The 26,174-nt window shown below is 67.5% G+C and carries 28 protein-coding genes and 2 pseudogenes; 14 read left to right on the forward strand and 16 right to left on the reverse strand.

Features of this window, described 5'->3' with window-relative positions:
* Nucleotides 1–27 precede the first annotated feature (27 nt).
* The 4 genes from E6A21_RS17160 to E6A21_RS17170 form a co-directional block, all read right to left on the reverse strand.
* The gene (locus E6A21_RS17160; protein ID WP_138445389.1) at nucleotides 28–873 is read right to left on the reverse strand and encodes an aldo/keto reductase; all 846 of its coding nucleotides are present in this window, start codon (nucleotides 871–873) and stop codon (nucleotides 28–30) included.
* 50 nt (nucleotides 874–923) lie between these two features.
* Nucleotides 924–1,184 (reverse strand): hypothetical protein, encoded by a 261-nt coding sequence (locus E6A21_RS17165; RefSeq protein WP_138445390.1) that lies wholly within the window; start codon nucleotides 1,182–1,184, stop codon nucleotides 924–926.
* Nucleotides 1,185–1,339: 155 nt separating this feature from the next.
* Nucleotides 1,340–1,468, reverse strand: a complete 129-nt coding sequence (locus tag E6A21_RS18340; RefSeq protein WP_281281587.1) for a hypothetical protein — start codon at nucleotides 1,466–1,468, stop codon at nucleotides 1,340–1,342.
* Complete coding sequence (locus tag E6A21_RS17170; RefSeq protein ID WP_246036605.1) at nucleotides 1,465–2,673, reverse strand: MFS transporter; 1,209 nt, start codon at nucleotides 2,671–2,673, stop codon at nucleotides 1,465–1,467. Before E6A21_RS17170 ends, E6A21_RS18340 begins: the two co-directional genes overlap by 4 nt.
* 90 nt (nucleotides 2,674–2,763) lie before the next feature.
* Between E6A21_RS17170 and E6A21_RS17175 the strand changes: the two genes are divergently transcribed.
* The 4 genes from E6A21_RS17175 to E6A21_RS17190 all read left to right on the forward strand — a co-directional run bounded on the left by E6A21_RS17175 (nucleotide 2,764) and on the right by E6A21_RS17190 (nucleotide 7,009).
* A complete protein-coding gene (locus E6A21_RS17175) occupies nucleotides 2,764–3,633 on the forward strand; it encodes a LysR family transcriptional regulator (RefSeq protein ID WP_138445391.1) in 870 nt (289 codons plus the stop codon).
* 329 nt (nucleotides 3,634–3,962) lie between these two features.
* Nucleotides 3,963–5,000: an AAA family ATPase gene (locus E6A21_RS17180; protein ID WP_138445392.1), complete on the forward strand. Its 1,038-nt coding sequence runs from the start codon at nucleotides 3,963–3,965 to the stop codon at nucleotides 4,998–5,000.
* A gap of 753 nt (nucleotides 5,001–5,753) precedes the next feature.
* Nucleotides 5,754–6,278, forward strand: a complete 525-nt coding sequence (locus tag E6A21_RS18050) for a hypothetical protein (RefSeq protein WP_212745971.1) — start codon at nucleotides 5,754–5,756, stop codon at nucleotides 6,276–6,278.
* A gap of 311 nt (nucleotides 6,279–6,589) precedes the next feature.
* Entirely contained in the window at nucleotides 6,590–7,009 is a 420-nt protein-coding gene (locus E6A21_RS17190) for an ester cyclase (protein WP_171041455.1), read from the forward strand.
* 744 nt (nucleotides 7,010–7,753) lie between these two features.
* Here E6A21_RS17190 and E6A21_RS17195 read toward each other — a convergent pair.
* From E6A21_RS17195 to E6A21_RS17205, 3 genes are all read right to left on the reverse strand, one after another.
* Nucleotides 7,754–8,638 carry an S-layer homology domain-containing protein gene (locus E6A21_RS17195; protein ID WP_138445395.1) on the reverse strand — a complete coding sequence of 295 codons (885 nt, stop codon included), beginning with the start codon at nucleotides 8,636–8,638 and terminating at the stop codon, nucleotides 7,754–7,756.
* A gap of 177 nt (nucleotides 8,639–8,815) precedes the next feature.
* A complete protein-coding gene (locus tag E6A21_RS17200) occupies nucleotides 8,816–9,295 on the reverse strand; it encodes a M20/M25/M40 family metallo-hydrolase (RefSeq protein WP_342777884.1) in 480 nt (159 codons plus the stop codon).
* Nucleotides 9,259–9,570, reverse strand: a complete 312-nt coding sequence (locus tag E6A21_RS17205) for a peptidase dimerization domain-containing protein (RefSeq protein WP_138445397.1) — start codon at nucleotides 9,568–9,570, stop codon at nucleotides 9,259–9,261. The genes E6A21_RS17200 and E6A21_RS17205 overlap by 37 nt, the downstream gene beginning before the upstream one ends.
* Nucleotides 9,571–9,660: 90 nt before the next feature.
* On the opposite strand from E6A21_RS17205, the pseudogene E6A21_RS17210 reads away from it, so the two are divergent.
* Nucleotides 9,661–9,774 (forward strand): annotated as a pseudogene (locus E6A21_RS17210) (aldo/keto reductase); the annotation flags it as partial.
* Nucleotides 9,775–9,900: 126 nt separating this feature from the next.
* The gene (locus E6A21_RS17215) at nucleotides 9,901–10,092 is read left to right on the forward strand and encodes a hypothetical protein (RefSeq protein ID WP_138445398.1); all 192 of its coding nucleotides are present in this window, start codon (nucleotides 9,901–9,903) and stop codon (nucleotides 10,090–10,092) included.
* Between the two features lie 426 nt (nucleotides 10,093–10,518).
* Here E6A21_RS17215 and E6A21_RS17220 read toward each other — a convergent pair whose 3' ends face one another.
* A complete protein-coding gene (locus E6A21_RS17220) occupies nucleotides 10,519–11,631 on the reverse strand; it encodes an FUSC family protein (RefSeq protein ID WP_138445399.1) in 1,113 nt (370 codons plus the stop codon).
* Between the two features lie 109 nt (nucleotides 11,632–11,740).
* Here E6A21_RS17220 and E6A21_RS17225 point away from each other — a divergent pair, with 109 nt between their 5' ends.
* Complete coding sequence (locus E6A21_RS17225) at nucleotides 11,741–12,316, forward strand: MarR family winged helix-turn-helix transcriptional regulator (RefSeq protein ID WP_138445400.1); 576 nt, start codon at nucleotides 11,741–11,743, stop codon at nucleotides 12,314–12,316.
* A gap of 282 nt (nucleotides 12,317–12,598) precedes the next feature.
* Here the strand turns inward: E6A21_RS17225 and E6A21_RS17230 are convergent, their stop codons facing one another.
* From E6A21_RS17230 to E6A21_RS17255, 6 genes are all read right to left on the reverse strand, one after another.
* A complete protein-coding gene (locus E6A21_RS17230; protein WP_138445401.1) occupies nucleotides 12,599–12,820 on the reverse strand; it encodes a hypothetical protein in 222 nt (73 codons plus the stop codon).
* A gap of 417 nt (nucleotides 12,821–13,237) precedes the next feature.
* Nucleotides 13,238–14,050 carry a FadR/GntR family transcriptional regulator gene (locus E6A21_RS17235; RefSeq protein WP_138445402.1) on the reverse strand — a complete coding sequence of 271 codons (813 nt, stop codon included), beginning with the start codon at nucleotides 14,048–14,050 and terminating at the stop codon, nucleotides 13,238–13,240.
* Nucleotides 14,051–14,249: 199 nt separating this feature from the next.
* A complete protein-coding gene (locus tag E6A21_RS17240; protein ID WP_171041456.1) occupies nucleotides 14,250–15,116 on the reverse strand; it encodes an SMP-30/gluconolactonase/LRE family protein in 867 nt (288 codons plus the stop codon).
* Nucleotides 15,117–15,145: 29 nt separating this feature from the next.
* Nucleotides 15,146–15,991 (reverse strand): RraA family protein, encoded by an 846-nt coding sequence (locus E6A21_RS17245; protein WP_138445404.1) that lies wholly within the window; start codon nucleotides 15,989–15,991, stop codon nucleotides 15,146–15,148.
* Nucleotides 15,992–16,046: 55 nt separating this feature from the next.
* Nucleotides 16,047–16,796, reverse strand: coding sequence for an SDR family NAD(P)-dependent oxidoreductase (locus tag E6A21_RS17250; protein ID WP_138445405.1), 750 nt, complete (start codon nucleotides 16,794–16,796; stop codon nucleotides 16,047–16,049).
* Nucleotides 16,780–17,757 (reverse strand): mannonate dehydratase, encoded by a 978-nt coding sequence (locus E6A21_RS17255; protein WP_212745972.1) that lies wholly within the window; start codon nucleotides 17,755–17,757, stop codon nucleotides 16,780–16,782. Before E6A21_RS17255 ends, E6A21_RS17250 begins: the two co-directional genes overlap by 17 nt.
* 125 nt (nucleotides 17,758–17,882) lie before the next feature.
* On the opposite strand from E6A21_RS17255, the gene E6A21_RS17260 reads away from it, so the two are divergent.
* The gene (locus tag E6A21_RS17260; protein WP_138445406.1) at nucleotides 17,883–18,719 is read left to right on the forward strand and encodes an SDR family oxidoreductase; all 837 of its coding nucleotides are present in this window, start codon (nucleotides 17,883–17,885) and stop codon (nucleotides 18,717–18,719) included.
* A 30-nt stretch (nucleotides 18,720–18,749) separates the two neighbouring features.
* Here the strand turns inward: E6A21_RS17260 and E6A21_RS17265 are convergent, their stop codons facing one another.
* Complete coding sequence (locus tag E6A21_RS17265; RefSeq protein ID WP_138445407.1) at nucleotides 18,750–19,766, reverse strand: DUF4432 family protein; 1,017 nt, start codon at nucleotides 19,764–19,766, stop codon at nucleotides 18,750–18,752.
* A gap of 127 nt (nucleotides 19,767–19,893) precedes the next feature.
* Between E6A21_RS17265 and E6A21_RS17270 the strand changes: the two genes are divergently transcribed.
* The 3 genes from E6A21_RS17270 to E6A21_RS17280 all read left to right on the forward strand — a co-directional run bounded on the left by E6A21_RS17270 (nucleotide 19,894) and on the right by E6A21_RS17280 (nucleotide 22,934).
* The gene (locus E6A21_RS17270; protein WP_138445408.1) at nucleotides 19,894–20,910 is read left to right on the forward strand and encodes a substrate-binding domain-containing protein; all 1,017 of its coding nucleotides are present in this window, start codon (nucleotides 19,894–19,896) and stop codon (nucleotides 20,908–20,910) included.
* Nucleotides 20,911–20,919: 9 nt separating this feature from the next.
* A complete protein-coding gene (locus E6A21_RS17275) occupies nucleotides 20,920–21,705 on the forward strand; it encodes an ATP-binding cassette domain-containing protein (protein WP_138445409.1) in 786 nt (261 codons plus the stop codon).
* A 122-nt stretch (nucleotides 21,706–21,827) separates the two neighbouring features.
* Entirely contained in the window at nucleotides 21,828–22,934 is a 1,107-nt protein-coding gene (locus E6A21_RS17280; RefSeq protein WP_171041457.1) for an ABC transporter permease, read from the forward strand.
* Nucleotides 22,935–23,609: 675 nt separating this feature from the next.
* Here the strand turns inward: E6A21_RS17280 and E6A21_RS17285 are convergent.
* Nucleotides 23,610–23,768 carry a DUF1059 domain-containing protein gene (locus tag E6A21_RS17285; RefSeq protein ID WP_138445411.1) on the reverse strand — a complete coding sequence of 53 codons (159 nt, stop codon included), beginning with the start codon at nucleotides 23,766–23,768 and terminating at the stop codon, nucleotides 23,610–23,612.
* Between the two features lie 108 nt (nucleotides 23,769–23,876).
* Between E6A21_RS17285 and E6A21_RS17290 the strand changes: the two genes are divergently transcribed.
* The 3 genes and pseudogenes from E6A21_RS17290 to E6A21_RS17300 all read left to right on the forward strand — a co-directional run.
* Nucleotides 23,877–24,581: an AfsR/SARP family transcriptional regulator gene (locus E6A21_RS17290; protein WP_212745973.1), complete on the forward strand. Its 705-nt coding sequence runs from the start codon at nucleotides 23,877–23,879 to the stop codon at nucleotides 24,579–24,581.
* Nucleotides 24,582–24,713: 132 nt separating this feature from the next.
* Nucleotides 24,714–25,562, forward strand: coding sequence for a sulfurtransferase (locus E6A21_RS17295; protein WP_171041458.1), 849 nt, complete (start codon nucleotides 24,714–24,716; stop codon nucleotides 25,560–25,562).
* Between the two features lie 20 nt (nucleotides 25,563–25,582).
* Nucleotides 25,583–26,063, forward strand: a pseudogene (locus E6A21_RS17300) (AAA family ATPase); the annotation flags it as partial.
* Nucleotides 26,064–26,174 lie beyond the last annotated feature (111 nt).

Here is a 26,174-nt window from a genome sequence, read left to right on the forward strand (position 1 = left end):
CTCCCACTTTCCCGCAAGAAATGGCCTTCAGAGCTGGGTGTGGGCGGCGGTAGCCGGATCGCCGCCGATTCGAGCCCCGGAGTCGAGGGCGCCAATTTCGTCGACTTGCGCGGCGGTGAGCTCAAGGGTTGCTGCGGCGAGGTTCTCTCGCATCCGAGCTGCCCTGGTGGTCTTCGGGATCACGATGGTGCCCTGCTTCAGATGCCACGCCAGCACGATCTGCGCCGGGGTGGCCCCGTGGACGGCGGCGAGGGCCGTGACGGCCTCGGCACCCAGGTCGGCGCCTTGGCCGAGCGGGCTGTAGGCCTCGACGGCGATGCCCCGTGAGCGGCTCAGCGCGGCCAGTTCGCCCTGCTGGAATGTCGGGTGGATTTCGATCTGGTTGACGGCTGGCACGACCTGCGCTGATTCGAGCAGCGTCTCAAGGTGCTCGGCCAGGAAGTTCGAGACGCCGATGGAGCGGACGAGCTGGTTTTGGTAGATCTTCTCCATCGCCTGCCATGCGGTGACGAAGAGCCCCTGGGACGGAACGGGCCAGTGGATCAGGTAGAGATCCACGTAATCCAGTCCGAGGGCGCGGCGGCTGGCTTCGAACGCATCGAAGGGCTTTCCCTGCTCGCCGTTGCGCAGCTTCGTGGTGATGAAGAGCTGCTCGCGAGGGATGCCGGAGGCTGCGATGGCCGCCCCGACGCCAGCCTCGTTGCGGTACGCGGCGGCGGTGTCGATGTGGCGGTAGCCGGCCTCGAGGGCTTCCTCGACGACCCGTTGGGTCTCGTCCTCGGGGACTTGGAAGACACCGAAGCCCAGTTGAGGGATTTCGACGCCGTTGTTGAGCGTGGTGGCGGGGACGGTGATTTCGGGTCTGTGGGTCATGATTCTTCTTCTTCCTTGGCGTTCAGTGTGCGTGAGGTTCGGGCGTCAGTTCAGCTCGCGGCAGTGGACGAGGCGACGCAGGCCGACGTCGTGCAGCTGGTAGGCGGCGGTTCGAGCGCCCCGGCCGCCCGATGCAGGATGCTGGCCGACCAGCCGCGGGCCGATGCGAGCTTCGATCCGCGCCGGCCTCGACCGTCGTCCACGACCGGCGCGCCGGGGAGCGCGCTTCGACTTTCCTGATGCTGTGCTGGGGTGATGAGCGCAAGGGCGATCAACGCGAGGTGTTCCATGGTCCTTTTCTTTGTCTTCATGAAGTACTGCTCGACGGCAGCGGATGGATCATCCCGGAGCGGTACATCAACCACGCTACGGAGTCGAAATGGCAGTGTCAGCGGGTCAGCCGCACCCGGCCCTTCCTAGGACTAGGAGACCTATATTGTCGCGACTAGTTCGCACCGGACCTGGTTCACGCTGCGAACTCTTCAGTCGTGTAGAGCAGGAGCGCCTGTCCGGCGAACACGAGCGCGTGGACGGCGACGCACCGCTGTTCGGCATGATCCAGATCGTGCGCCCGACTGAGCCTCCGCTCGTTCAACGGCGCAGCATCCGGGAACCGGAAACAGCGACGAGGATCGTCGCCAGCCCAGTGAGGCCGACGAGCACGGCGGTAGCGGGCCAGATGCTGAGTGCGGCGGCTGTGAGCAGCGGCGGCACCGTCATCCCGGCGTAGGCGATGAGGAAGATGCCTGCGAGCGCTTCTCCACGGCGCGCGGGGTCGGCAACCGCTGCCGCAGTACTGAGCGCACCTCGGAACAGGATGCCGATGCCGGCGCCTGCGATTCCGCCGCCGATCAGGAACAGCAGGAGCGAGGCGATGACAGCGCTGGTGCCAACGCTGATGAGACCGAGCGCCGCCAGCACGATGGCGACAGTGATCTGCGCTCGAAGCGGAACCGTTGCCGTGAGGGTCTGGGCGCCCGCCGCTGCCATGAACACAATGAACGGCCCCAGGCCGGCGAGCAAGTGCGAGTGCAGATCGAGGATGCCTCCGAGGAAGGTCGAGGAGAGCCCCATGAAGGTTCCGAAGACCGCGAACGTCCCGAACGCAGTCACGCCGGCGGCCCAGAACGCCCCCCGTCCCGCCGTCGGGACCGCCACCCTCTGAGGGCGGTAGGCGGGTCGCCCGCCTCGACGCTCGACTGTCTCGGGTACGAAGGCGACGAGGATCACCTCGGCGACAAGAAGGGCGGCGAACACGGCATACGGGAGGACGAGCGGATGTCCAGACCAGGTGGCGATAAGGCCCCCTACGAGCGCCCCGAAACCGATGCCGCCGAGGTTGGCAAACGTCGCTACGAGGGCCGCACGACCCTTGGCGTGGTTGGCCGCGGCGCCGAGTTCCGACAGGTGCGCTGTGGCCGTAGCGGTGAGTATGCCGATCCCAAGGCCGCTGACGAAGCGTGCGACGATGAGGCCGGCAGCGTCACTCCAGACAAGGAAGAGGATCGCCGCCAGCAGGTTCACGAGCAGCGAGACCACGATGACGCGACGGCGACCGAGCCAGTCGGAAACGTGGCCGGCGAGATACAGACTCAGCATGACCCCGACTGCGTACACCGCGAAAATCAACGTGAGGACGATGGTTGGGAAGCCATCGCGCTGTTGGTAGATCGCATAAAGCGGCGTCGGAACGGCGCAGAATGCCATCTCGGTCAGAAAGGCGAGCGCGATCATCCAGAACCCCGGCCCGTGAGGCAGCCGTCTGCGGGTGGATGTCGCGGCGGGAGCAGTGGTAGTCACACAACCATGTTCCAGCGAAAGTATGATCGCGTCTAACGAATAGTCTTGATCATAGTGATCGTTCTCATCGATGGAGAGGGTGAGGGTCGCATGGACACACGACAGGTCGAGTACGCGATCGCCGTTGCCGACGAGCTGAGCTTCACCCGCGCCGCGCAACGCGTCTATGCGGGGCAGTCGACCGTCTCCGCTGGCGTCCGCGCACTCGAGAAGGAACTCGGCACTGCGCTCTTCGAGCGAGACCAGCGCGGCGTGCGGATCACTCCCGCGGGCGAGGCCGTACTTCCCGCGCTCCGCGAGCTTGCCGAGGCCGAAGCCCGCGCCAGAACCGCCGCAGACCCACGCGGCGAGCTGCGTGGCGAGCTGCGCATCGGGGTCTTCGCAAGCGTGAGCTACCTCGCGATCCCACGCGTCATAGGCGCCTTCCACCGGGAACACCCCCTCGTCGAGCTGCGACTGCGCGCGGCGCCGGGCGGCTCGGGTGAGCTCGCGGAGGCGGTCCGACGCGGCCGACTCGACCTCAGCCTTTTCGGGCTTCCCGCCGCAGCCGCGCCCGGCCTGGCGGTGCACCGTCTTGCAACAACGCCCTACCAGGTCATCCTCCCGACCAATCACGAGCTGGCGCAGCGCAGGGAGCTCCGGCTGAAGGACCTGACGAACGAACGCTTCGTAGATGCACCTACCGGTTTCGGGAACCGGGACGTCCTGGACTCGGAACTGGCCACCCGCGGCTATGTCCGCGATGTCCGCACGGAAGTGGCGGAGACAAGTGCGATTCCCGTCTTCGTCGCCACAGGCCTGGGCATCGCTCTCCTTCCCGCACTTCTCATCCCACCCAACGACGCCATCGTGGCTGTCCCACTCGCCGAGCACATCGACTGGGAATTCAACGTCGTAACCCGCAGCTCCCCGGGAGCGGCAGCATCGGCGCTGCTCGAGCAGTTGCTGGCTGCCTACTGAACCGGCGGCTCCAGCTGCACGGCTTGAACGGAGACCAAAGGGCGTGTTCGCCGGGCTGCAGTACCGGGTGGCGTCCTGGTTCCCTTTGTGCCACCTGTACTCGGCGCCGCACCTTAAGGAGACCGACCCAGGACCAACTTGTCTATCACTCCGGCCCGACACCGGAGGCTGCACCAGCTCGTCTTCGCGGACCGGCCCGAGTACAAGGAAGCCCTTGAATCCATGGAGGGCCGAGGAGTGCGGCTACTGGAACAACACGGATCGCTCACGAAGATGCCACCCAGGATGACTGGGACGCCCAGTCGCGAGTTGAGCACTACCATGGATCCATGGCTGCCAGCCGCAATCCGCTCGACGACCTCCGCGGAACCATCACACATCTGGCCGATCAGCTCAAGCTGCCCGGTTCGGAGCGCGTCGACGAGCTGGTCAGCGATCTCATCGGTGTGAGGCCCGGGCCGGCCCGGCCGCTGTCCGAGGTGCAGGCAGAGCTCGACTCGCTGGTCGGACTGGAGACCGTGAAGGAACAGGTGCGGGCCCTCGTCGCACTGCTCCAGGTCCAGGCCCGCCGCAAGACGCATGGCCTGCCGGAGGTGGCCACATCACAGCATCTGGTGTTCCTCGGAAACCCGGGCACGGGAAAGACCACCGTGGCGCGGCTCCTGGCCGAGATGTACCGCGCGGTCGGTCTCCTGCAGAAAGGCCACCTGGTCGAGGTCGACCGCTCGGGCCTGGTGGGGCAGTACGTCGGTGCGACCGCCATCAAGACGGACCGGGTGATCCGGCGTGCGCTGGACGGCGTCCTGTTCATTGACGAGGCCTACGCGCTGGCCCCGGAGGACGGCCGGATGGACTTCGGCCCCGAGGCGATCGAGGTCCTGCTCAAGCGGATGGAGGACCACCGCCACCGCCTGGTCGTGATCGTGGCCGGGTACCCGCGGCTGATGGAGTCCTTCTTGCTCTCGAACCCCGGACTGCGCTCCCGGTTCGCCCGCGAGATCACGTTCCCCGACTACTCGGTCGACGCACTCCAGACGATCTTCCACCAGATGCTGAGCCAGCACGAGTACACACTGGGGCCGGATGCGGACCAGATGCTACGCCGGATCCTCACTGGGCTCCACGCGGGCGAGGACTCTGGCAACGCACGATTTGCCCGCACGCTGTTCGAGCAGGCGCTCAACCGCCAGGCGCTGCGGCTGTCGCGCGACGAGGAACAAAGCCTCGACGCGCTCGATCGTGAGGCCGTCATGACGCTCACCGCGGACGACCTCGTGGAGGCCGCGCTGGCCCTGGGCGAGGTGCCGGAGCCGGAACCCGCGCCGGAACCGGAGCAGCCACGCTGGTGGAGCCGATGGCTGGTCTGACCGGATCTGCGACGGCGCTGCCAGGCCAATGCCCATTACGACCCTGAGCGGATGAAAGCACAACGGGCCAGCTATGCGAAGCGGAAGATCAGCCAACCATCGTCGACGCTGATCCGGCTACACACTCCTTCACATGGGGACCACTGCTCAGACCGTCCCGGACGTCTATGAGGACGCCCTTGGTGACATTTCCAAGGCAAGGAATGTGAGGCGTGCAGGCTACACCCATGCTGAACCGATTCGGAAACACTGCAGCTTGCCGCATTGTCACTGCTGGCAATCCCACAGCTTCCCGAGATCTGACGTTTCGGAAACTCGTCTCCCTGACGTGCGCCCAAGCGTACCGACGTTATTCATAAAGGAACCGAACCAGCCTCGAAACAAAATTCCTAAGAGAATGCCCGAATAGTTGCTTGGTTCCCGTCCAACCGGAAGTCAAAGCCCCCTGCGATTCTCTGCACTGAAGCGAAACGGTCGCCTACTAGGAAGACCCCGAAGTAGGCGACTGTTCTCTCGCAGACAGGCCCGGTTCATCCAAGTAGACCTGGTTCTCACAGAGAGAGGAGAAAACAGAAGAGGATCAAAAGACCAAGTTCGCCGTAAGAGGACCATGTAGTTTGTCAGAAGGTCCAAGTCGCCTGTCGATCAACAGCTGTTGTAGATTGCCACGCATCTTGGTCCTCGGGACCAACTTGCGGGCCCCGCCATTCCGCGGATTTCATCTCGCGGCAAGGGTCGGTTCTGTCATCGAAGATGGTCCTTTCCACACCGACCGCAGATCGACCGCCGCCGGGAGATTCGATAAGGGATCCCGCAACCAACGGCCAACCTTCACCCGAGGCGTTTGCCTGTACGGTCGCGCGCTGCCCGGTCTACCGGGACGACGCCACTCTCCTCCAGAACGCGGAGGACGGTCCCGGCTTGCTCGGTGACCGGCTGCCCGCCCCGGCGGCCAATGCTTTCGGAACGACGGGGATAGACCTCGGTAGTTCTCGGTATCTCGGCAAGGGGATGAGCCTGAGCTACTACGCCGTCTCCAAGGGCACCAATCTGATCTGCATGATCCCCGTCGGCCCGGACGGAGCCGGCAAGTCCATGGGGTGCGGCCAGATCAAGGGGTTCGGGAACTACGGGCTCCGGACGGGGAATCCCCCGGACCATGAGGAGGCCTGGCTGATCGTGCCCAACAGCGGCCAGGTCGCCTTGGGAAAGGACCCCTTCGGCGGGTGGGTCGTAGAGGCCGATAGCTTCCTCGTGAAGGAGACGTCCGCCCCCTGAGCGCTCGATCTGGCCGACGATCGTTGAGACGGGCTCTGCGAGACACACTAAGGCGATATACCGAAGGATTCCTGTTGTCAGTTTTCCGAGTCCCCTACAAAGTTGTTGCTGTTGCAGTCGCGCGCCTGGCCGATCGGCCAGCCCGCCATCAGGAGACCCATGAGGGTCCGTGGAGCCAGAGGGGATCGAACCCTCCCAGCGTCCCTGCCGGGGACGCTCGCCACCGTGGCACATGGGGCCCGGTGCGGCGGCGCGGCGCCAGGATTACTATCGCAACATCGATGTGTCGGTGCGCGCAGAGGAGGCTTCCCATGGCACCCGCGGACAATCAGGCGACCTTCCGGCGAGTGATGGAGGAGGGGTTCGGGCAGGGCAACCTCGACGTTTTGGACGAGCTGATGTCCCCGGATTTCATCGAGCATGAGGCGGGGCCCGGCGAGGGACGGGGGCTGGAGGGAGTCAAGGCGATCGTCACGATGCTGCACACCGCCTTCCCGGACGTACGGGCGACGATCGAGGAGATGAGCGCCGACGGGGACAAGCTGTGGGCCCGTGTCGTGTTCGAGGGGACCCACACCGGCGACTTGCTCGGGATACCGCCGACCGGGAAGCCTGTTCGCGTAGACGCAATCGACCTGTGCCGATTCGAGGCGGGAAAGCTCGTGGAGCATTGGGGCGTCTTCGACCGGATGGGGATGATGGAGCAGGTGGGTGCGATCCCGCAGCCGTAGCTCGGGGCGAAGGACGAGTGGAAACAGCTTCCGGACACAACCTCCGTGCCCCTTTCAGACATGTCCTGCATGGCCATCAGAACGACCTCAGCGATCTCGGACTCGGCTCTGTCCAGACCGACGACGCCTCCGCTACCGGTCCATCGGAAGGCCCGGTCGCAGACCCCGGTCGCCCCCGGAGGACTCCCCCATGGCGAGGGTGCTGTTCCACACCTGGAGCGGGACCCGGCGATGTCGGCCGCGGCGCGTCAGGTCGGACAGACGACGACCCCCCGCTGGGCACGGGCGGTCAGCTGCGCGACGACGTTGGCGAGCAGGGTCGTCTTTTGCCTGCAGCGGTAGCTGAGTCACGACCACGGTGGCATCTAGTCCTGTACGGCTTCCGTGCTTATCGTTATTGCCTTCGGGTGCAGGTCGCGTTCCTGAAGGACCTCGGGGCGCGCGGGCACTGGAGGCCAGGACAGCTCTCAGAAAACGGTACGCACCCAAGACCATGTTCGGCAGGTGCTGGGCATACTGGGATCGACGCACTGACGAGGGGCTTGGACCGGGCAGCAACGACCTGCACCATTTGGCGTCCCGAGAACGTCGGTCCCGACCCGGACTTCAACTTCGTTGCGGACCACTACGGCCTACGCCTACTCGGGCCTTGGCCGTTGTTCCTAACATTGCGGGCCTCCAGTCCAACCACCTCGGAAGGAGTAGGGCCGCATCCGAGGGATGCGGCCCTACCCGAGGGAAGAATCAGGGAGCAGGAGTCCCCGTGTCAGTGGGCGTTGCGGTCGGCGAAACTGTCGGGGCTGAGGTTGCCGTGTCAGTGCTGGTGGGCGTTGCCGTCGAGGAAGCCGTGGGAGCCGAGGAAGCCGTGGGAGCCGAGGTTGCCGTGGCCGTCGGAGAGGGCGAGGATGTACCGGAACCCGCGCAGCCGTGCGACTGGACGAAGTTGAACAGACGGTGCAGGAATGCTGCCATGGCCTCCCGGGAGACCGAGCCGTGGATCTGGAAGGTTCCGTCCGGGTAGCCGGTGCTGATGCCCGACGCCTTGGCCCAGGAGATTTCCCTGTAGAAGGCGGTGCCCGAGTTCACGTCGCCGAACGTGCTCTTGACCGGCGGCCGGAAGCCTTGGACTGCGGGAGCGCTGGGGCAGAATTCCGCCACGAAGCGGTACATGAAGACCGCCATCGCGTCGCGGGCCACCGGTGCGGTGGGGCGGAAGGTTCCGTCGGCGTATCCGGTGGTGATCTTCGTGGAGGCCAGCCAGGTGATCTCCTTGTAGAACTGGTCGGTGGTGGTGACATCGCTGAAAGGGGAAACAGCAGGTGGGGTGAAGGCCGGGGATCCCGCAAGCCGGTACATGAAGGCCGCCATCGCCTCGCGGGACACCGTCTGATTCGGACGGAAAGTGCCCCCTGGGTAGCCGGTAGAGATGCCGGCCCCTTGCACCCACTCGATGTCCGAGGCAAAGATGCTGCCCCTGATGTCGCCAAACTGGGGGCGTCCCGCAGTGGAGACAGTACCCGCGGGGGTCGGCGTCGCAGCAGAGGCGATGCCTGACCCGATCAGGCCTGCGCCGAGCATGCCGGCCAGAACACCGGCAGCAGCGACTGTCTTGAAGGACTTCTTTTGCATGTTCGAGACCTTTTCCGGTTCGTATTGATTCCGGTGGGACGAAGCGCTCGGAGCCGGCGCTTTCCCTGCCCCACCGCCTTGGGTTGTTCCCAAGGCAGGAACAATCTGATACTAGCCGTTTCATTCCAGACCGAGTAATAGCCGTGACAGTTCTAGTCAAGCTCCTGCCAAGAGGTATCAGGAATGTGCGGGGCAGTATGCCAGCCACGAAAGAAGGAGGGCCTCCCGATCGGAAAGCCCTCCTCCCTCGGCCAGGACACGACTCTTCGGCCATCCGGCCAGCTGCGCTTCGAGGCGCGCGCCCGGAATGAGCGCTGCCTCCTTGATGTCGAAGTAGGGGTGATGGTTCTGGAATGGGAACCCCTCGGAAGCGTCCCCGCTGCCCAAGAAGAGGAAGCACCCCGGGACTGCGGCGGTGTAGGCGGTGAAGTCCTCGCTCGCACTCGTCGCAGGACCCCACGAGACCCTGTCGTCCCCGACCGCCTTCGCCGCAGAGCCGAACGCAAGCTCGGCCATCGTGTCGTCGTTGCGGACCGCGTCGTAGCCGGACTGCCAGTCGAAGCTGAAGCCCGCCCCATGGGCCGCGCAGATCCCGGCGACGACCTCCTCGACACGCCGCTTCAGCGTCGCCCGGTCATCGGCCTCCTTGGTCCGCAGCGAAGGCCCAGCCGAGCGCTGTCCGCAATGACGTTCGGCGCCTCACCCGCCTTGAGGCTGCCGACCGTCACGACCGCGAAACGGTCCGGGGCCATCGAATGGGACACGACCGTCTGGAGCGCCATCACCACCTCGGAGGCCACCACCACGGAATCGATGCCGTGCTGGGGCATCGAGCCGTGTGATCCCCTCCCCTGAATGGTGAAGAACCCGCCGCCGACAGCGGTCGACGCCGCGCCTCGTGCAATGGCGACCGCACCCGCCTTCTGGTTCATCACGTGGACCCCGAAGACGCCCTCGACCCCTTTGAGGACGCCGGCGCCCACAAGCTCCACCGCTCCCCCTGGGGGCTGCTCCTCAGCATGTTCCAGCAGCGCGAGCTGGCAGCCCTGACCCGCTCACGCGGCATCGCCGTCGAGGCCTACAGCCCGCTCGGCCAAGGCGCCGACCTGGGTGCCCAGGCCGTCACGGCCCTCGCCGCCGTCCCGGGCTCAAGCATCTGATGGCGGCGTCTCATGGGTCAACTAGGGTCCCAAGGCTGAGCTATCGACTCCCGCAGCAGGCAGGAGGAGGATTGAAGGGCAGTCACCAAGAGGAGGTCTGTGATGTGCTACGCATCGAACAAGGACTTCGGGTGGGGCGCCAGGAAGGAAACCGGGCGCCGGCCTGAAGCGGAGCCGGAAACCCCGGAGAAGCCGGTCAAGGCACAGGATTTCACGTTCTTGGCCTTCCCCAAGTGGCGCAGGACGCCTGCGCCCCGCACCCCCTCCGCCGAAGGGACCAAGGAGAGGGTCTGATGTCCGGGCAACGCCCGGGCAAAGAGTCAGGAGTTAGGGAGGGGTTCTCAGTGAGGACCCCTCCGCCTTGTCACTCCCCTGCAACTTCGACGTGAGCGAGTGGGCCGCCGTGAAGGCAGCCCACTTGCCCATGTCTGTGCGTGGGCCGCGTCGGCGCCTATCCGCGCCAGGATGGTGTGCGGGCTGGGCTTCTTGGCTTCAGGCGTCGCGCTCGGGCCCCAGCACCTCTGGGTCCCCGGGGGAACTCCACGCGCCGCTCGGCGGACCGGAGCCGGGCCTCGGCATCTTCAGGGTCTCCCTCACTCGCCCGTTGCCTGTGTCTCCACGCGATCGTCGGTGGTGGCCTTTAAACCCGCCTGGAGCAGCGCCGGAACATCACCCCTTTTGCGGCCGGACCACCCGGAGGTCATGCCACCCACACCGTCTTCAGGTTGCAGAACTGCCGGATTCCTTCCATGGACGGTTCGCGCCCGTAGCCGGACCGTTTGATCCCGCCGGTGGGGTCCGGCTCGTAGGAGTGCGCCTTTCGTGGGTGATGACAGTGGCGGCTAGGGCGATGGTGAGGCCAATGACGGTCTCGAGGGCGCGCTGAGTCAGGAGGGTGACGATCGAGGCTGGCAGCATGAGATCGCCGAGCAGAAGGGCCATCGGGGTGAAGAAGACCAGGCCGAGGCTGTAGTTGCGCCCGGTCGTCAGCTCGGTGCACGCCTGGAGCACGGCGATCACGATGATCGCGGCATAGCTGCTGGGGTGGGCGGCCAGGACGAGGGCGGCGACGCCGAGGCCGACGGCGGTGCCGATCACCCGCTGGGCAGCGCGCGTGAGGCGGGCGTGGAGGTCGGGTGCCGACATGGGCACGGATGCCGTGACGAAGGTCCAGTAGGGGTGGCCGATGCCGCTGGTCGCGACGGCGAGGCCGGCGGCGCCGATACCGAGCAGATAGCGGGCGGCGTGGCGGCCCACCGCGTCGGACGGGCGTAGGCCGCGCCACGACAGCCGATACCGCACCGGCTCGCCGCCGTCGCGGGCGGTGCGGCCCGGGAGAGCGAGCAGCAGCGCGAAGGCGGCCGCACCAGCCGCAGCGAGGGCGGCTGCGGGGACCGTGCTCGGCGCGATCGGGACCGTGGCCGAGGCCGTGAGGGCGAAGACCGGGTTGAGCGCCCCGGCCGGATGCCATCGGCCCAGCTCCGCTAGCACTACCGCGACGGCGGCCCAGGCGGCCGCGACCGGGACGAGCAGCCAGAGCCGGAACGGGACGGTCGCCACCAGGGCGCCTACGACGACGCCGACCACCAGCACGACGCCTGCCTGCGCCTGCATGGCTAGGCGTACCCGAGCCGGCTCGTGTCGGCCGTACAGGGCGGTGAAGGCGCCGATCGCCGCATACAGCAGCAGGTCGCCGCGGCCGGACTCCAAGCAGGCCACCAGCGGCACGAAGATCGCCAGGCTTGCGCGCAGGGCGGTCCAATGGGCGCCGGCATGCGGGCCCAGGTCGAAGACTGCCGCCCACCAGGACCGCGTGGCGGTGGCCTGCGTCATTTTTAACCTTCCCAAGGTCGTACAGAAATGAAGTACTCCGAGGTTACTACACCTATGAACTACTATTGTGGTTGACCGGGGCGACGGCCCCGGGGCGCGGAGGAGCCGGATGGATGAAAACGCAGACGGCCTGCCCCCTCACGGCGACGTCGTGGACCGGATGCAGCGTGAGTGGGCCGGGCTGCGCCCGGACCTGAGCTTCGCCAGCCTCGGGGTGATCCACCGCGTGCTGCGCGCTTCCCGCCTCATCCTGGAAGCCAGCGACGCCTTCCTCGCCGACTACGGGCTGACCCGCGGCGAGCTGGACGTGCTTTCCGCGCTGCGCCGTACGGGCGAACCTCTGAGCCCAACGACGCTGGCCCAGACGCTGCTTGCCCCGCGCTCCGCGATCACCATGCGGCTGAACGCCCTCCAGGCTCGGGGACTGCTGAGTCGGACGGCCAACCCGGCCGACCGCCGCTCGTCCCTGCTCGCCCTCACCGACACTGGCGCCGCGCTCGTGGACGAGGTGGTTCCCGCCCAGCTCGCCCTCGAAGATGCCCTACTCGCCGAAGCCCCGGCCTGGGCCGTCGAGGGCTTGGTCGATCCCCTGCGGGCACTGACCTCCGCATGGGAGCGAGGACGCGGCTACCAAGCCGGGCCCAGCAAGGACCGGCGGAACGGCGCGCTCAAGCCCTCCGGATGAGACCGGGTGGTTCGCAGCCGGCTGGCCTCCCATGGAGAAAAGGAGCGAGCTGCGAAAGCAGAACGCCGAGAAATCCTTGTCGAGTTCGCCCCCCGCCCAGCACCTGGGCGACAACCACCCAGAACTCCGCGAGCTCCCCTCCAACCCGACGGAACCCGGCAACTCTCCCCCCATGCCGCCTACATCCCCCGCGGCACGGTCGTCGAACGAGCAGGCCTGAGAATCGGGGGCCTCGGCGGCGCGTACAGCATCGACCGACGCCACAGGACCGAGGGCAGAGACCTATGGGCCGACCTCGAAGAACCCACCGTCGAAGAAGCACGGCTCCTGGTCCAGAGCGGGCCCTGCGACATCCTCCTCCTCCACGACGCCCCAGCCAGATTGGTAGGGCTCAGAAGCGGCCTCGACCTCCCCGAGAGAATCCGCAACGAGGCGGACAGCACCCGGCACCTCCTCCAAGACGTCGTCAACGAACTGAAGCCGCGCCTCGTGTTCTGCGGGCACTGGCACCAAAGACGCGCCGACAAGATGATCTGGCCAGACGGCTCATTCACGGAGGTCCACGTCCTCAACGATGACACCTCCTGGGCGGGGAATGTCGTGCTCTGCGCAAGCGCGAACGGTGCGCTCAGAGTCGCCCCTATGGTCGTTCGAGCCTGACGGCGGAACGCTGAGCTGAATCGGGTGCTGGTTGCCGTGGGTAAACAATCTTGTAGCCGCTACTCTTGTCTTGGGGATCTGGAGCCCCCTAACTGCTACCCGTGGCGGTTCCCTGATTTCTTCATGACAAGCGACCCCGACCAGAGACCTTCCCGCCTCCATGTAGGGGCCTCAGACGCCGGCCCTGCTGGGTTCCAACGAACGCCGCGGCGATGCCGGGCAGGAGCCCGAAGGCCAGCGCACTCTCGGGGTCGCGCTTCCTTAGGCCGGGTCCCCTCCGGTCGCCTCAGATTGCATGTGGGCCTTGTTGCGGGCTGCTTCATCGGCTATCCGTCGTGATGCTCCCCCGATATGCCGATCCATCAGCGTACGGGCTGTTGCAGGGTCGCGGGCGATGATTGCCTGAACGATGTCTTCGTGCTGGTGCTGCATGCGCTCGAGCCTCTCGGGGTTCCCAGCGAGCAGTGCAAGACCGGTCTGGATGCTTGTCCGGAGTGGACCGCGGATTGAGCCGGCCAGATGGCGGAGAAGCGAGTTGTGCGCACAGTCGATGATCGACAGGTGCAGGCGGGCGTCGAGTTCCGCGTATTGGTCGGTGTCGTGAAGAACGGTGCGCATCTCGGCCGCCAGCGCCCGGAGCTGCTCCCGTTCCTCTTCCGTGGCCCGACTCGCGGCCAGCTCTGCGCACATGCCCTCTACCCCTTGGCGCAGTTCGTGGAGCTCGACCGTGTTGTCTATGTCCTGACGGACGGCCCACTCGAAGTAGACGCCGAGGAGGTCCGGGGTAACGGGCATCACCTTGGCGGGCTTGCCGTTGCTCAGTTCGACCATCCTCAATGCCGCGAGGTGGCGGAGGGCCTCGCGGACCACGGGACGGCTTACGCTGAAAGCGGCAGCCAGACGGGTCTCGGAGGGCAGGTCATCCCCGGCCCTGAGGCCGTCCCGGCCGATCTGCTGTATGAGTCGTTCTGCGACCTGGCTGGAAAGGGTCATCCTCTGAACAGGATGGTCAGCCAGCGCGAGCAGGCGGTCTTCCGCCTTGGCGCTCTCGGCCTCACGTGCACTGCTGGTCATCGTGCTCAGCTCCCTCCGTCCGGTGTCACACTGTAAGACAGGCGACGGTTTTATTCTAGCTGCTCACTCCAAACGTGCTGATGTCGCTTACCCACGTGCTGGCAGGTGCCTGGTGGAGGTCAACTGCATCGGGATGACGCCGCAGTCCTTGCTCTGAGGCACCGGCCCCAGTGCCCCGGCGCCTCTGCGGCCTTGCCGATCAAGCCCGGAACGGCGGGATCGGCACGGGCCGGGTGCCGGAGTCGAGGGCAAAGACTGATCCGGAGAGTGGGGCTGAGCGCAGCTGTGCTTCCTCGAGCCCTCGCCGTGCGCTGGTGATGTAGAGGGTTCCGTCCGGTCCGATGGCACAGCTGGAGGGCTTGGGGGCGGGAACTGTGACGGTCGCCAGATGGGTTCCGTCCGGTGCGAGCCTCCAGACCTCGCCAGCTCCCCAGAGCGCGAGCCAGATGCAGCCCTCGGCATCGATGCAGAGCCCGTCGGGGAGTCCGTGGTCGAACATGGCCAAGGGCTCCAACGCGCCCAGGTGCCCTTCGGGGGGGTCGAAGGGGGCGCTGTAGAGGGTACGGTGGGCGCTCTCCGCAAGGTACATGGTCCTCCCGTCGGGGCTCCATCCGAGTCCGTTGGGAAGAGTGAGCCCCCTACGGGTGACCCGGCTGGGCGATTCGCCGTCCCAAACGTGCAGGGCTCCGCCGCCGGCTGTGTGGCTGTGGGCCGTGCTTCCCGCCCAGAGCCTGCCGGCCGGGTCGCACTTGGCGTCGTTCATGCGCCGTCGTCGCCCCGGCAGTGCCAGGTCGTCCAGCACCAGGCAGGTGCCCTCGATGTGGCCGAATCCGTCCTCGGTGGCCGCGGCCCACCCCTCGCGGCGGCGCGGGGCGACGGCTCCGAGCGGCCGGCCCGTCGGGATTTCCGTGTCGGCTCCGGTCGAGGGGTCGCTGATGTGCAGGATTCCCGGGTCGAGGTCCACCCAGGCCAGGCGGCCGGAGCGGTGGTCCCAGACAGGCCCCTCCCCCACGAGGGCCTCTGATCGGATCGCGACCTCGGGTGCCGGGATCCTGCGGATCTTCACTGCCTTGGCCTGCTGCCTGCTCCGCCCGGTCAGGGGGTGGGCTGGGAGACTCGGCCGTCCTCCGCCGCGAGCCAGGCCTGGTAGTCGGCTTCGACCCCGTCCTCCCAGGTCGCGACGTCGATCTGGGAGCTGGTGTACCGGCGTTCGGCCAGTCGCAGCTTGCCGAACCTGTCCCGGTTCCGTGTGTCGGCGCTGGCGGCCGCGGCCTTGGCGGCGAGCTGCGGGGGAATGAAGATCACGCCCGTCGGGGTGCCCAGGACGACGTCCCCGGGCAGGACGGTGGCACCGCCGATGCGGACGGGGATGTTCATCCCGCCGAGGGTGACGTTGCGGATGGGGGTGGGATCAACGCCCCGGTGGAAGATGTTCACGTTCTCCAGCCGCCTGATGCCCTGCAGGTCTCGGATGCCGCCGTGGATGACGGCGCCCGCCCCGGTGCGGGAGGCCACGGCAGTGCCGAGGTTGTCCCCGACGACGGTCCCCTCGTAGACCTTGCCGAAGATGTCCACGACCATGACGTCGTTCTCGACCAGGGACTCCACGACCATCCAGTTCTGGTTGTTCGACCGGGTCGGCCGGCCTTCGCGGTTGGCGGTGGCGACGACGATGCCGTCGTAGTCGGGCCGCATCGGCAGGAACTGGGCGGTCACGGCGCGCCCGACCAGCGGAGTGCCGGGGTGGGTTTCACGCCATTGGCCCTCGAACTGCCGTTCGTACCCTTCGGCCCACAGGACCGACCAGACGTGCTCGGTGGTGGCCAGGCGCAGCTCTTCCAGGACCTCGTCCGGCACCCGGGGACGCCCGTCCTCGAAGCGCTCTCCGGTCCACTCGGCGGTCATGGCGAGGAGGTCCTCGCGGGAGGGCTGGATTCTCATGGGTCTCGTGTTCCTTCTGCTAGGTCTCTTGGGGGTGTCGGACAGTGGCAGGGCCCTAGCGGTAGGCCATCATGCCGCCGTCCACGACGAGGCTGGTCCCGGTGATGTAGCGGGACTGGTCGCCAAGGAGGAATTCCGCGGCGCCGTCAAGGTCCTCCGGGAGGCCGATGCGGCGCGCCGGGATCCGTTCGCGCAGCGGGTCCCCGGCGTCCAGCCCGGGGTTCATCGGGGTAAGGACGGCACCCGGGGCGAGGGCGTTGACCCTGGTCCCGGACGGGCCCAGCTCGACCGCCGCGGAGGCCACGAGGGACTGGATGGCGGCCTTCGCTGCGCTGTAGACGGCCTGGGACGGGAGCGCTCGGAAGGCGTTGATCGAGGTCACCGCAACGATCGACCCTCCGGCGCCGCCGGCTTCGAGCCGCCTTCCTGCCTCCCGCAGGCCCAGGAAGGTGCCCTGGAGGTTCGCCCGGACGAGTTCGCCGAACTCCTCCAGCGTGGTCTCCGTGAGGGACCTGCGACGGGTGAGGCCTGCGCACAGGACGGCGCCGTGCAGCTTCCCGGAGCCGTCCTGTGCGCGCTCGAAGAGCCCGTGCACGTCCGCCTCCTCGGAGGTGTCGGCGCTGACGGCCTCGATGCCCAGTCCGTCCGCCCTGCCCTCCAGGGCGGCGAGTCCCTCAGCGCTGATGTCCGCGGCGACGACCCTGTACCCGGCGCGGGCCAGGTGCAGGGCGATGCTGGACCCGATTCCCCCGCCCGCACCGGTGACGACGACCGCACGGCCTCCCGGCTCAGCGGTAGACGGCATGCTGGAGCCCCCTGAGGTAGCCGACGGCGAACAGGCGCCCGAGCGTGGCGTACCCTGCCTCCAGGTCCTCCTCGCCGGTCAGGGACGGTACATGGTCGGGGCGCATGACTCCGTCAAATCCGATGTCGCGGTAGGCCTGGAAGCAGGCGTACATATCGGTAGGCCCGTCGTCGTGCCAGGTCTCCTCGAAGTTCTCCCTGGTCCCGCGCACGTCGCGCATGTGGACGAAGAAGACCTTCCCCTGCTCCCCGAACTTGTGGATCACTCCCACAAGATCCTCGGTCATGAGGCGGAAGTTCCCCTGGCAGAGGGTGATGCCGTTCACGGGGCTGGGGACCGTGTCCACCAGCCGCTGGAAGCCCTCGATGGTGCTCATGATGCGCCCCACCCCGCGCACCGGCGAGAGCGGCGGGTCATCGGGATGCATGGCCAGCTTCACCCCCCACCTTTCGGCCACCGGCACGACCTTGGACAGGAAGTACTCCAGGCTCTCCCAGAGGGTCTCCTCGGCAAGCGGCCCGCACTCCGTGGGCGGCGCTCCGTCCAGGAGAGCGGCGTCGAAGGCGCTGACCGTGGATCCGCCGCGGGAGGGCCGGCTGGTGGAGGTCCGCATCCATGTGAAGTCCGCCATCCACTGGTAGCACCACACGCCGATCCCGAGCCGGCCCATGTTCTCGATCAGCGTCAGGACCTCGGTGATCTCCTCGTCCCTGCCGGGCAGGCCCCTCTTGGCCAGGTTAAGCGGAGGCCGGTCCTCGATGACATCCAATGCGAAGCCCGCGTCCTCGTACTGGTTCTTCAGGCGCAGCAGGGGCATGTAGTCCCACGGCTTCTCGCCCTGGATCAGCTGATGGGGGAGGTAGAACTGCCCCACGGCCCTGGTGACGCCCGCCTGGCGCATCAGCGGCCACAGCGGCGTGCCCGCAAGGCGGGGAGGGAGCATTTCAGCCAATTCCAGCACGGTTCCAGCCTCTCTGGTGGTCCTAGTTGGCCCGGAGGCCCTGATCTGCGTCATAGACTATCTGCCTGTATGACAGGCGTCAATCGATGGAGCCGGGCTCCATTCGCCCACCGAGAGGACAAGAGATGCAAACGACCATCGGCGCAGGCGCGGGGCGGGACCCCGGAGGGGTTCCCGAGGAGAGCACCCGCGGCAGGGCGCTCTTCGACCTGGACGGACGCGTGGCGCTCGTGACCGGCAGCAGCCGCGGAATCGGCCTCGCCCTGGCCTCCGGGCTGGCCGAGGCAGGCGCGACGGTTGTGCTGAACGGTCTGGGCGCGGACCGGCTGGAGGCCTCGCGGCGCAGGCTCGCCGACCGCTTCGGCGAGGACCGCGTCCACGCCGCCGCGTTCGACGTCACCAGCCCCGAGGAGGTCCGGAGGGGGGTGGCGTGGATCGAGGACTCCGTGGGACCCCTGCGCATCCTGGTGAACAATGCCGGCATCCAGCACCGCGTGCCCCTCCTGGACCTCGCCACCGAAGACTGGGACCGGGTGATCGCCGCAGACCTGACCAGCGCCTTCCTCGTCGGGCGCGAGGCAGCACTCCGGATGGTGCCCAGGGGCGCCGGGAAGATCATCAACGTCTGCTCCGTTCAGTCGGACCTGGCCAGGCCCGGCATTGCCCCGTACACCGCGGCGAAGGGAGGCCTGAGGAACCTCACGAGGGCCATGACGGCCGAGTGGGCCGGCCGCGGCCTCCAGGTCAACGGGCTCGCACCCGGGTACATCGACACCGAGATGACCCGGGGCCTGGTCGAGGACGAGGCGTTCAACGCCTGGGTCCGGGGGCGCACCCCGGCGGGCAGGTGGGGGCGCGTCCAGGACCTGGTGGGGCCCGCCGTCTGGCTCGCCTCGGACGGATCGGACTACGTCAACGGCCAGGTCGTCTTCATCGACGGCGGGATGAGCGTCGTCGTCTGACCCGCATTCCGCACCGGTGGCGGCGCAGGGTCAGGGCCGGTGGCAGCGGATCCTCGCCGTGTACTCGCGCGACTGCCCCGGGTCCAGGGTGAGCAGCTCGCCGGTCTCCCTGGCCCGGGCCCGTCCCTCGTCCCCGGCCGTGGAGGGCTCGAGGCCCAGGACGTTCCTGCGGCTGCGCTGGTGCTTCCACACCACGAGCACGGGCATGGCGGAGGCGTCCCACTCCAGCTCGAGGACCTTCCCCCCGCCCGGACCCGGACGGAGCACGCACACCCTGCCCTCCGGTCCTCCCGGGCCGAGGTACAGGACCTCCTCGGCCGCGTCCGGCACGGGGGATGCCAGAGTCCCCCAGTCCCCTCGGGGCCCGGCACCCGGCCTGTGGCCGAGGAGGGCCCCGTCGAAGCCGATCGTGTCCCCGGGGCGGACCAGGGGGAATCCGAGGTTGAAGTGGAACCGGTACATGTGCGGCGCGGGCACGGCGCCGATGTTCGACACCGTGTCCCGGACCTCGAGCACCTGCTCCCCGACCCTGGCCCGGACGGCCCGGACGCGTTCGAGCACCCGTCCGCCCGGGCCCGCCTCGACCACCCTGCCCTCCACCACGGCGTCGAGCTCGTCGCCGTCCCATTCGAGCCGGCAGGCGACCCGCTCTGCGGGGATGCTGGCGACCCTGCCATGCATCCCCAGCTGCTCGCCGTCGTCCTCCGAGGGCGCACCGATCGTCATCATCCCGCAGGTCGCCATCAGTCCCCCTCCGAACGTCCTGGCCCAGCCGTTCCCCCCGTGCTCGGCGAAGGCCGGGGCAGCATGCCCCTGGGGCGCGGCCCAGGCCAAGGGCACTCCGCCGGAGGAGGCCCAGCCGAGGTCCATGCCCCTGTCCGGGAGGACCTCCGCGCAGATCCCGCCCGCGACCCGCAGCAGCACCGCACGCATCCCCCGGGCTCGGCCCTCCTCGAAGGACACCGGCACCGCCGAGGCGACCTGGCGGATGTCCCCGACCAGCGCCTCGACCTCTTCCCGGCTGAAGGATTCCCCGCCAATGCGCACCCGCTGCCCCTATCAGTGAGAGAACCTGTAAGACACCTTGACACGCATAATAGCAGCGCCCTAGATTGGGCGCACCGGACAGCCCGGCCCCAAGCGCTGAGGGAATCGGCATTCAAAGGAGAATCTCGTGAAGAAAAGCCTCGGAGTCGCCACGGCGGCCCTGGCCCTGACCCTGCCCCTGGCCGCGTGCGGCGCCTCCTCACAGGCCGGCTCGGGCTCCACCTCGAACCCCCTGGCGGGCAAGACCATCGCCCTGGTGAACGGGGACAACTCCGACCCCTTCTTCTTCTCCATCTGGGCAGGGGCCCAGGCCGAGGCCAAGAAGAAGGGCATCAACCTCGTCGAGCAGGCACCGACCACCTACGACTACACCCAGCAGGTGCCCCTGTTCAACGACGAGGTCGCCAAGCAGGTCGCGGGGATCATCCTCTCCCCCGACAGCAACACCGCCTACAAGGCCGCATACGATACCGCGCACCAGGCGAACGTCCCGGTCGTGGACGTCAACACGACCCAGAAGAACCAGAGCGACAACCCGAACGTGCTCGCCTTCCTCGGCAGCGACCCGGTCCTGCTGGGCCAGCTCGCGGCGAAGCAGATGGAGCCCCTGGTGAACCAGAACGGGCTCGTGAGCGTGATCAACTCGGTCGCCGGCTCGGTCGGGAGCCAGATGCGCGGCAGCGGCTTCATGGACACCATCAAGCAGAACGATCCGCAGATGAAGCTCCTTCCCGGGCAGTACGACCTGGACGACATCTCCAAGGCCAACAGCATGGCCCGCGACGAGATCCAGGCCAACCCGGACCTCAAGGGCATCTACGCGGTGGACAGCTTCACCGGCCAGGGCGTCGGCAACGCCATCAAGAGCCTCGGCAAGGCCGGGACCGTGAAGCTGGTTGCGATCGACGCCGAGCCGCAGGAGATGCAGCTGATGAAGGACGGCGTCATCCAGGCCCTGATCGCCCAGCAGCCCTACCAGATGGGCGTCCAGGCCGTGGACGACCTCGTCCTGTCCATCCAGGGCAAGGCCTCCCAGGTCCAGCGGTCCGTGATCCTTGGCCCCATCGCAGTGACCCCCCAGAACATGGACAGCCCCGAGATCAAGAACACCGTCGTCTACGCCGCCAACAAGCCCCAGGGATAGGAGCCCAGCATGCAGAGCAAGACAGCGCCTTCCCAGCCGGCAGGGAACTCCGGGGCCGCCCCGACCGAGCTCCGCCTCGAGGGGGTCTCCAAGTCCTACGGCGGGGTGAGGGCCCTCCAGGAGATCAACACGACCTTCAGGAGCGGGCTCACCGGGATCATCGGCGACAACGGCGCGGGCAAGTCCACCATGATGAAGATCCTCTCCGGGGTCACCCGCCCCGACACGGGCACCATCACCCTGGGCGAGAAGGCCCTGCACCTTACCTCCCCCGTGGACGCCCGGCTCAGCGGCATCGAGTCCCTCTACCAGGACCTCGCCCTGGCCGACACGCTGGACATCACCTCGAACATCTTCCTCGGCAGGGAGATGACCCGCAGCTTCGCCGGGCTCAGGGTCCTGCAGGACCGGGCGATGGCCAAGGCGGCCCGGGAGACCCTCAGCCAGGTCAACATCCGCATCCCCGACGTCGCCGTCCCGGTCCGGGCCCTCTCCGGAGGCCAGCGCCAGGCCGTCGCCCTGGCCCGGGCGGTGCGCTTCAACGCTCCCGTGGTCCTCCTCGACGAGCCCACAGCGGCCCTCGGCCCACGCGAGACAGCCGCGGTCAACGACATCATCGGCCGCCTCGTCGACTCGGGCCGCATGGTCATCATCGTCACCCACGACATCCCGGCCATCGTCGGCATGGCCGACCACCTCATCGTCATGCGGGCAGGGCGGATCGTGCGCGAGGTCGACCCCCGGCAGACGAACCAGGAGGAGCTCCTGGCCTACATGGTCGGCTCCCGCACCTGAACGCGGCGCCCTCAGGGGCGCACACACCACCAACCCCCGCGGCCTGGCGAAAGGCCCATCCCGCCGCCGCGCACCAACAGCGCGTACAGAACGAGGTCCCCTTCCCCATGCAACAAGCAAACATGCTCCAACGCCTCTTCGGCGCCGGCGGTGGCCCGCTGGAGAGGACCCCGAACAAGGCCGTGCTCTTCGGCCTGCGGTTCACCAACCTCGCAGTCCTGCTCATCCTGCTCGTCTTCTTCGCCCTTTCCGCCCCGGGCTTCCTCAGCCTCGTCTCCTTCAGCAACATCCTGGACTCCACCTCGGTGTTCCTGCTGCTGGCCCTCGGGGAGACCTTCGTGATCTTCGCCGGAGGCATTGACCTCTCCGTCGGGTCGATGCTCAGCCTCGGCGGAGTCGCCTCGGCCTCCTACATGTCCGAGCGCTTCGCCGCGGGGGACGACGGGGTCCTTACCACCGTCGTGGGAATCCTCATCGCATGCGCCGTCGGACTCCTCGGCGGCGTGCTCAACGGCGTGGTCATCGCCTACATGAAGCTCGACCCGCTGATCGTGACCCTGGGCACCCTGGGTATCTTCCTCGGCATCGCCGACCTGATCTCCAACGGCCTGCCGGTCGGGGACCTCCCCCCTGCCGCCTTCACCCTGGGCAACGGCCAGTTCCTCCACGTGCCCTACGTGGCGATCATCGCCCTCGGCTTCGCAGCAGTCCTGTCCTTCGTCGCCCGCAAGACCCGCTTCGGGAGGTACTGCTACGCCATCGGCGCCAGCCAGGAATCCGTCCGACGGGCAGGGGTGAACCTGAACCGGCACACGATCATGCTCTACGGCATCTCCGGGGCCCTGGCAGGACTGGCAGGAATGCTTAACGCTGCCCACTTCTCCAGCGCCAGCAGCTCCGCCGGCGCGAACGCCCTGCTGGTGGCCATCGCGGCAGTCGTCATCGGCGGGACGCCGATCTCCGGCGGCGAGGGCAAAATCTGGGGGACCGTCATCGGCGCCCTGATCTACACCCTCCTGGACAACGGCTTCGTCCTGATGGGCATCGCCTCCTTCTGGCAGCTCGTGGTGGTCGGCGCGCTGATCATCCTCGCCGTGTACCTCGACGAATACCAGCGCAGGCTGCGCCTGACCGTCGGCATCAGCCGCGACACCGAGGGAGTAGCCCCGGCCCTGGCAGCAGACGGCGCGGCCGGCCAGGACTCCACCGGAGCCAAAGCCTCGGCCTGAACCGCGCGCGGGCGCGTTGCGAAGTCGCGGACGGCCTTCGTCAGAAGAGGGCGGAGGAGTTATGGCGCCGGCCCGGCCTCCGCGGAATCCGAGCCGCCCCAGACTCGAAGACGGCGCACCGGCCGCAGGCTGCCCTGGTCCGCTAGGTCCTTCCCGGGCGCGGTCTCAGCGATCGGCCTCCGCTGGGACGACAGTGACGCGGGGGCTGTCCCGGAAGGAGTGGAGCTGGCGCTCCGAGGCCGAGGAGTCGGTGATGAGGGGGTCGGTGGCCGTCCAATGGTGGCCGCGAGCGTCGGCTTGATGAAACGCTCTCCGTCTGCGCTGTAGGGGAACGCGCTGCGAACGCCATCGTGCCCCGCCGCCAGCGCACTCACGCTCTCCCCCGCCGCCAGCGCACTCACGCACTTGCTCGGTGCCGCCCCACCGGGCACGAGACCAGTGCCCCATCCACGCCGGATGGGAGGCCGTGCGCCACTTCCTGGAGGCCACCCCGACCAGCATCTAGGGCGGCACCGCCTACCGGGCGGAGTTGCTGCGCCGGGAAGTGGCAGGTCTCCGCAAGCAAGGTCCAAACCCTCAAGGAAGGCCGGCGGTGAGCGCGGGGTCTGGAGGATCGGCACGGCCAGATGATCTCCCGGCACGGGGATTGGTTGCGCGCGGCACATCGTGAGGCGACTACTCGATTTGGATCCAGCTTTGGATGTCTTCGCGGGTGACGGCGTTGGCCAGTGTGGGGTGGTCTGCAGCGAGGTGGCTTTGAAGTACGTCTATGAGCTGGTTTTCATCGTCGCCTCGCGCGGTGAAGCCGCATTCGCACCGGATGAGCTTTCCCATCGTAACCTCCCAACCTAGCCTGCCTCAGGAGTGCAGTGCCAGAATTTCGGTGTGACATCAGCGTCGCCGGTTCCTCGGCTCCGCATCCAATTGTGCGGGAGGATGGCGGTGGAGCGTGACGGCCATCATCTGGAAGATGCCCTACCAGGCAGGCAGGGCCGGCTGCTGTTCGCCTACCTGGTGGTGAACCGGCATCGTAGCGTCGAACGGGACGAGCTCGCGGAGGCATTGTGGCGCGACCCGGATCCGGCCGCCGTGGAGGCCAGGCTCAATCCGCTGCTGTCGAAGGTGCGCCGTTCGGTCGGCAGCACGGCCCTGGGTGGGCGCTCCACGGTCCGGCTGCACCTAGACGATGCCTGGGTCGATCTCGAGGCCGCGGCCGCGGCGATCCACCGTGCTGAATCCTGTGTGGCGCAGGGCGACTGGACAGCGGCGTGGGGCCCTGCGCTGACGGCGCTATTCGTCTCACAGCGTGGCTTCCTGCCAGGGGAAGACGTGCCATGGATAGAGGCCGTCCGCGACGAGTTGGCTGAGACCCAGGTTCGGGCTCTGGAGTGCTATGCGGCCACCGCCCTGAATTTGGGCGGGACCGAACTGGCGGCGTCCGTCCGTGCAGGCAAGCAGCTGACGAGGCTCGCGCCGCTGCGCGAAAGCGGCTACCGGTATTTGATGCGCGCACTGGCGGTCAAGGGCAATGTGGCCGAGGCGCTCACGGTGTACGGCGAGCTGTGCGATCGACTGCGAGAGCAGCTCGGAGTCTCCCCCAGCACGGCGTCCCGTGCCGTCTATGAGTCCCTGCTGACAGAAACCTGAACACGCCTGCTCGGCGGATGTCCAAGGTTCCGCCAACCTGGACGCAAGAGCGTGACAGCCCTTCCGTCGTAGAACTGGTTCTACCAGATCCATACGGACCGGAAAGGGGTTCCGATGAAGACTTCAAGGAGCATGGCTGACGAGTCTGAGGCAGTCGTCCGCTCTCGGGCGCTCGTCGACCCGCAATGGCTGGAGCGCCACTTGCAGGATCCGAAGGTCCGCGTCGTGGAGGTCGATGTCGACCCAGCCGCCTACAACGACTGGCATATTCCCGGCGCCGTGCTTTGGAACATCTACACCGACCTCAAGGACCCCGAGTACCACACGGTAGGGCACGCCGCGCTCGAAGACCTCACCCGACGCTCCGGCGTCGGACCGGACACCACCGTGGTCTTCTACGGATACGCGCCGTGCTTCGGGTTCTGGCTGATGACGCACCTCGGGCATCTCCACCTGCGCGTCCTGGATTGCTCTCGCGACACCTGGCGCGCCGCCGGCCACCCCATGAGCACCGATATGCCCCAGCCTGTTGCCACGGATTTCCGTGTCACTGCGGACGCCACGGTCCGGGCCGACCGTCCCGAGGTGCTGGCCGCCCTCAGTCAGCAGGGCACGGTACTGCTAGACGTGCGCACTGCGGCCGAATACCGCGGGGAAAGGTTTTGGCCCTCCGGCGCCATGGACCCGGCCGGGCGGGCCGGCCACGTGCCCACGGCCATTCACCAGCCCCTCGACGGCCTCTACCGCGACGACGGATCCTTCCGCTCCTGCGAAGAGCTCGCCAGGATCTTCACCAAACTCGAGGACGTGAACGGCCTCGGCGGCGACGCGCAGTTGATCACCTACTGCACTGTCGGCGGCCGTGCGGCCACCGCCTGGTTCGTCCTGCGCCATCTGCTCGGTCACGACCGGGTCCGCGTCTACGACGGCTCATGGGCAGAATGGGGACGCTCACCGGATGTCCCCATCGCCCGCACTTAGGCGCTCCTCCCTGAGTATCGCTGGGTCAGCGGCGAAGACGCGGCCCGCCTACTTGCGAGCCGCTCGACGACCTCCGCGGAACCATCACACACCTGGCCGATCAGCTCAAGCTGCCCGGTTCGGAGCGCGTCGACGAGCTGGTCAGCGATCTCATCGGGGTGAGGCCCGGGCTGGCCCGGCCGCTGTCCGAGGTTCAGGCCGAGCTCGACTCGCTGGTCGGACTGGAGACCGAAGGAACAGGTGCGGGCCCTCCGCCGCAAGACGCATGGCCTGCCGGAGGTGGCCACATCACAGCATCTGGTGTTCCTCGGAAACCCGGGCACGGGAAAGACCACCGTGGCGCGGCTCCTGGCCGAGATGTACCGCGCGGTCGGTCTCCTGCAGAAAGGCCACCTGGTCGAGGTCGACCGTTCGGGCCTGGTGGGGCAGCACGTCGGTGCGGCCGCCATCGCCCCATGCCGGCGAAGCCGCGTCCTCCCCTCCGGAGTCATTTCCGTGGAGGGCTGGGACAATAGGTCTAGGAGCGTCATGGTGCCAGAGAGGCACTGGGAGCGTCCGCAACCTAAGGAGGGGATCCTCATGGACCCCACCACCCTCATCATCTGGATAGTC

Source organism: Sinomonas susongensis (assembly GCF_005877005.1).
Lineage (GTDB): Bacteria > Actinomycetota > Actinomycetes > Actinomycetales > Micrococcaceae > Sinomonas > Sinomonas susongensis.

Coding starts and splice junctions, on each gene's coding strand:
- E6A21_RS17160 (WP_138445389.1), bottom strand. CDS start 873: ATGACCCACAGACCCGAAATCACCGTCCCCGCCACCACGCTCAACAAC.
- E6A21_RS17165 (WP_138445390.1), bottom strand. CDS start 1,184: ATGAAGACAAAGAAAAGGACCATGGAACACCTCGCGTTGATCGCCCTT.
- E6A21_RS17175 (WP_138445391.1), top strand. CDS start 2,764: ATGGACACACGACAGGTCGAGTACGCGATCGCCGTTGCCGACGAGCTG.
- E6A21_RS17180 (WP_138445392.1), top strand. CDS start 3,963: ATGGCTGCCAGCCGCAATCCGCTCGACGACCTCCGCGGAACCATCACA.
- E6A21_RS18050 (WP_212745971.1), top strand. CDS start 5,754: ATGGTCCTTTCCACACCGACCGCAGATCGACCGCCGCCGGGAGATTCG.
- E6A21_RS17190 (WP_171041455.1), top strand. CDS start 6,590: ATGGCACCCGCGGACAATCAGGCGACCTTCCGGCGAGTGATGGAGGAG.
- E6A21_RS17195 (WP_138445395.1), bottom strand. CDS start 8,638: ATGCAAAAGAAGTCCTTCAAGACAGTCGCTGCTGCCGGTGTTCTGGCC.
- E6A21_RS17205 (WP_138445397.1), bottom strand. CDS start 9,570: ATGAACCAGAAGGCGGGTGCGGTCGCCATTGCACGAGGCGCGGCGTCG.
- E6A21_RS17215 (WP_138445398.1), top strand. CDS start 9,901: ATGTGCTACGCATCGAACAAGGACTTCGGGTGGGGCGCCAGGAAGGAA.
- E6A21_RS17220 (WP_138445399.1), bottom strand. CDS start 11,631: ATGACGCAGGCCACCGCCACGCGGTCCTGGTGGGCGGCAGTCTTCGAC.
- E6A21_RS17225 (WP_138445400.1), top strand. CDS start 11,741: ATGGATGAAAACGCAGACGGCCTGCCCCCTCACGGCGACGTCGTGGAC.
- E6A21_RS17235 (WP_138445402.1), bottom strand. CDS start 14,050: ATGACCAGCAGTGCACGTGAGGCCGAGAGCGCCAAGGCGGAAGACCGC.
- E6A21_RS17245 (WP_138445404.1), bottom strand. CDS start 15,991: ATGAGAATCCAGCCCTCCCGCGAGGACCTCCTCGCCATGACCGCCGAG.
- E6A21_RS17250 (WP_138445405.1), bottom strand. CDS start 16,796: ATGCCGTCTACCGCTGAGCCGGGAGGCCGTGCGGTCGTCGTCACCGGT.
- E6A21_RS17260 (WP_138445406.1), top strand. CDS start 17,883: ATGCAAACGACCATCGGCGCAGGCGCGGGGCGGGACCCCGGAGGGGTT.
- E6A21_RS17275 (WP_138445409.1), top strand. CDS start 20,920: ATGCAGAGCAAGACAGCGCCTTCCCAGCCGGCAGGGAACTCCGGGGCC.
- E6A21_RS17280 (WP_171041457.1), top strand. CDS start 21,828: ATGCTCCAACGCCTCTTCGGCGCCGGCGGTGGCCCGCTGGAGAGGACC.
- E6A21_RS17285 (WP_138445411.1), bottom strand. CDS start 23,768: ATGGGAAAGCTCATCCGGTGCGAATGCGGCTTCACCGCGCGAGGCGAC.
- E6A21_RS17295 (WP_171041458.1), top strand. CDS start 24,714: ATGGCTGACGAGTCTGAGGCAGTCGTCCGCTCTCGGGCGCTCGTCGAC.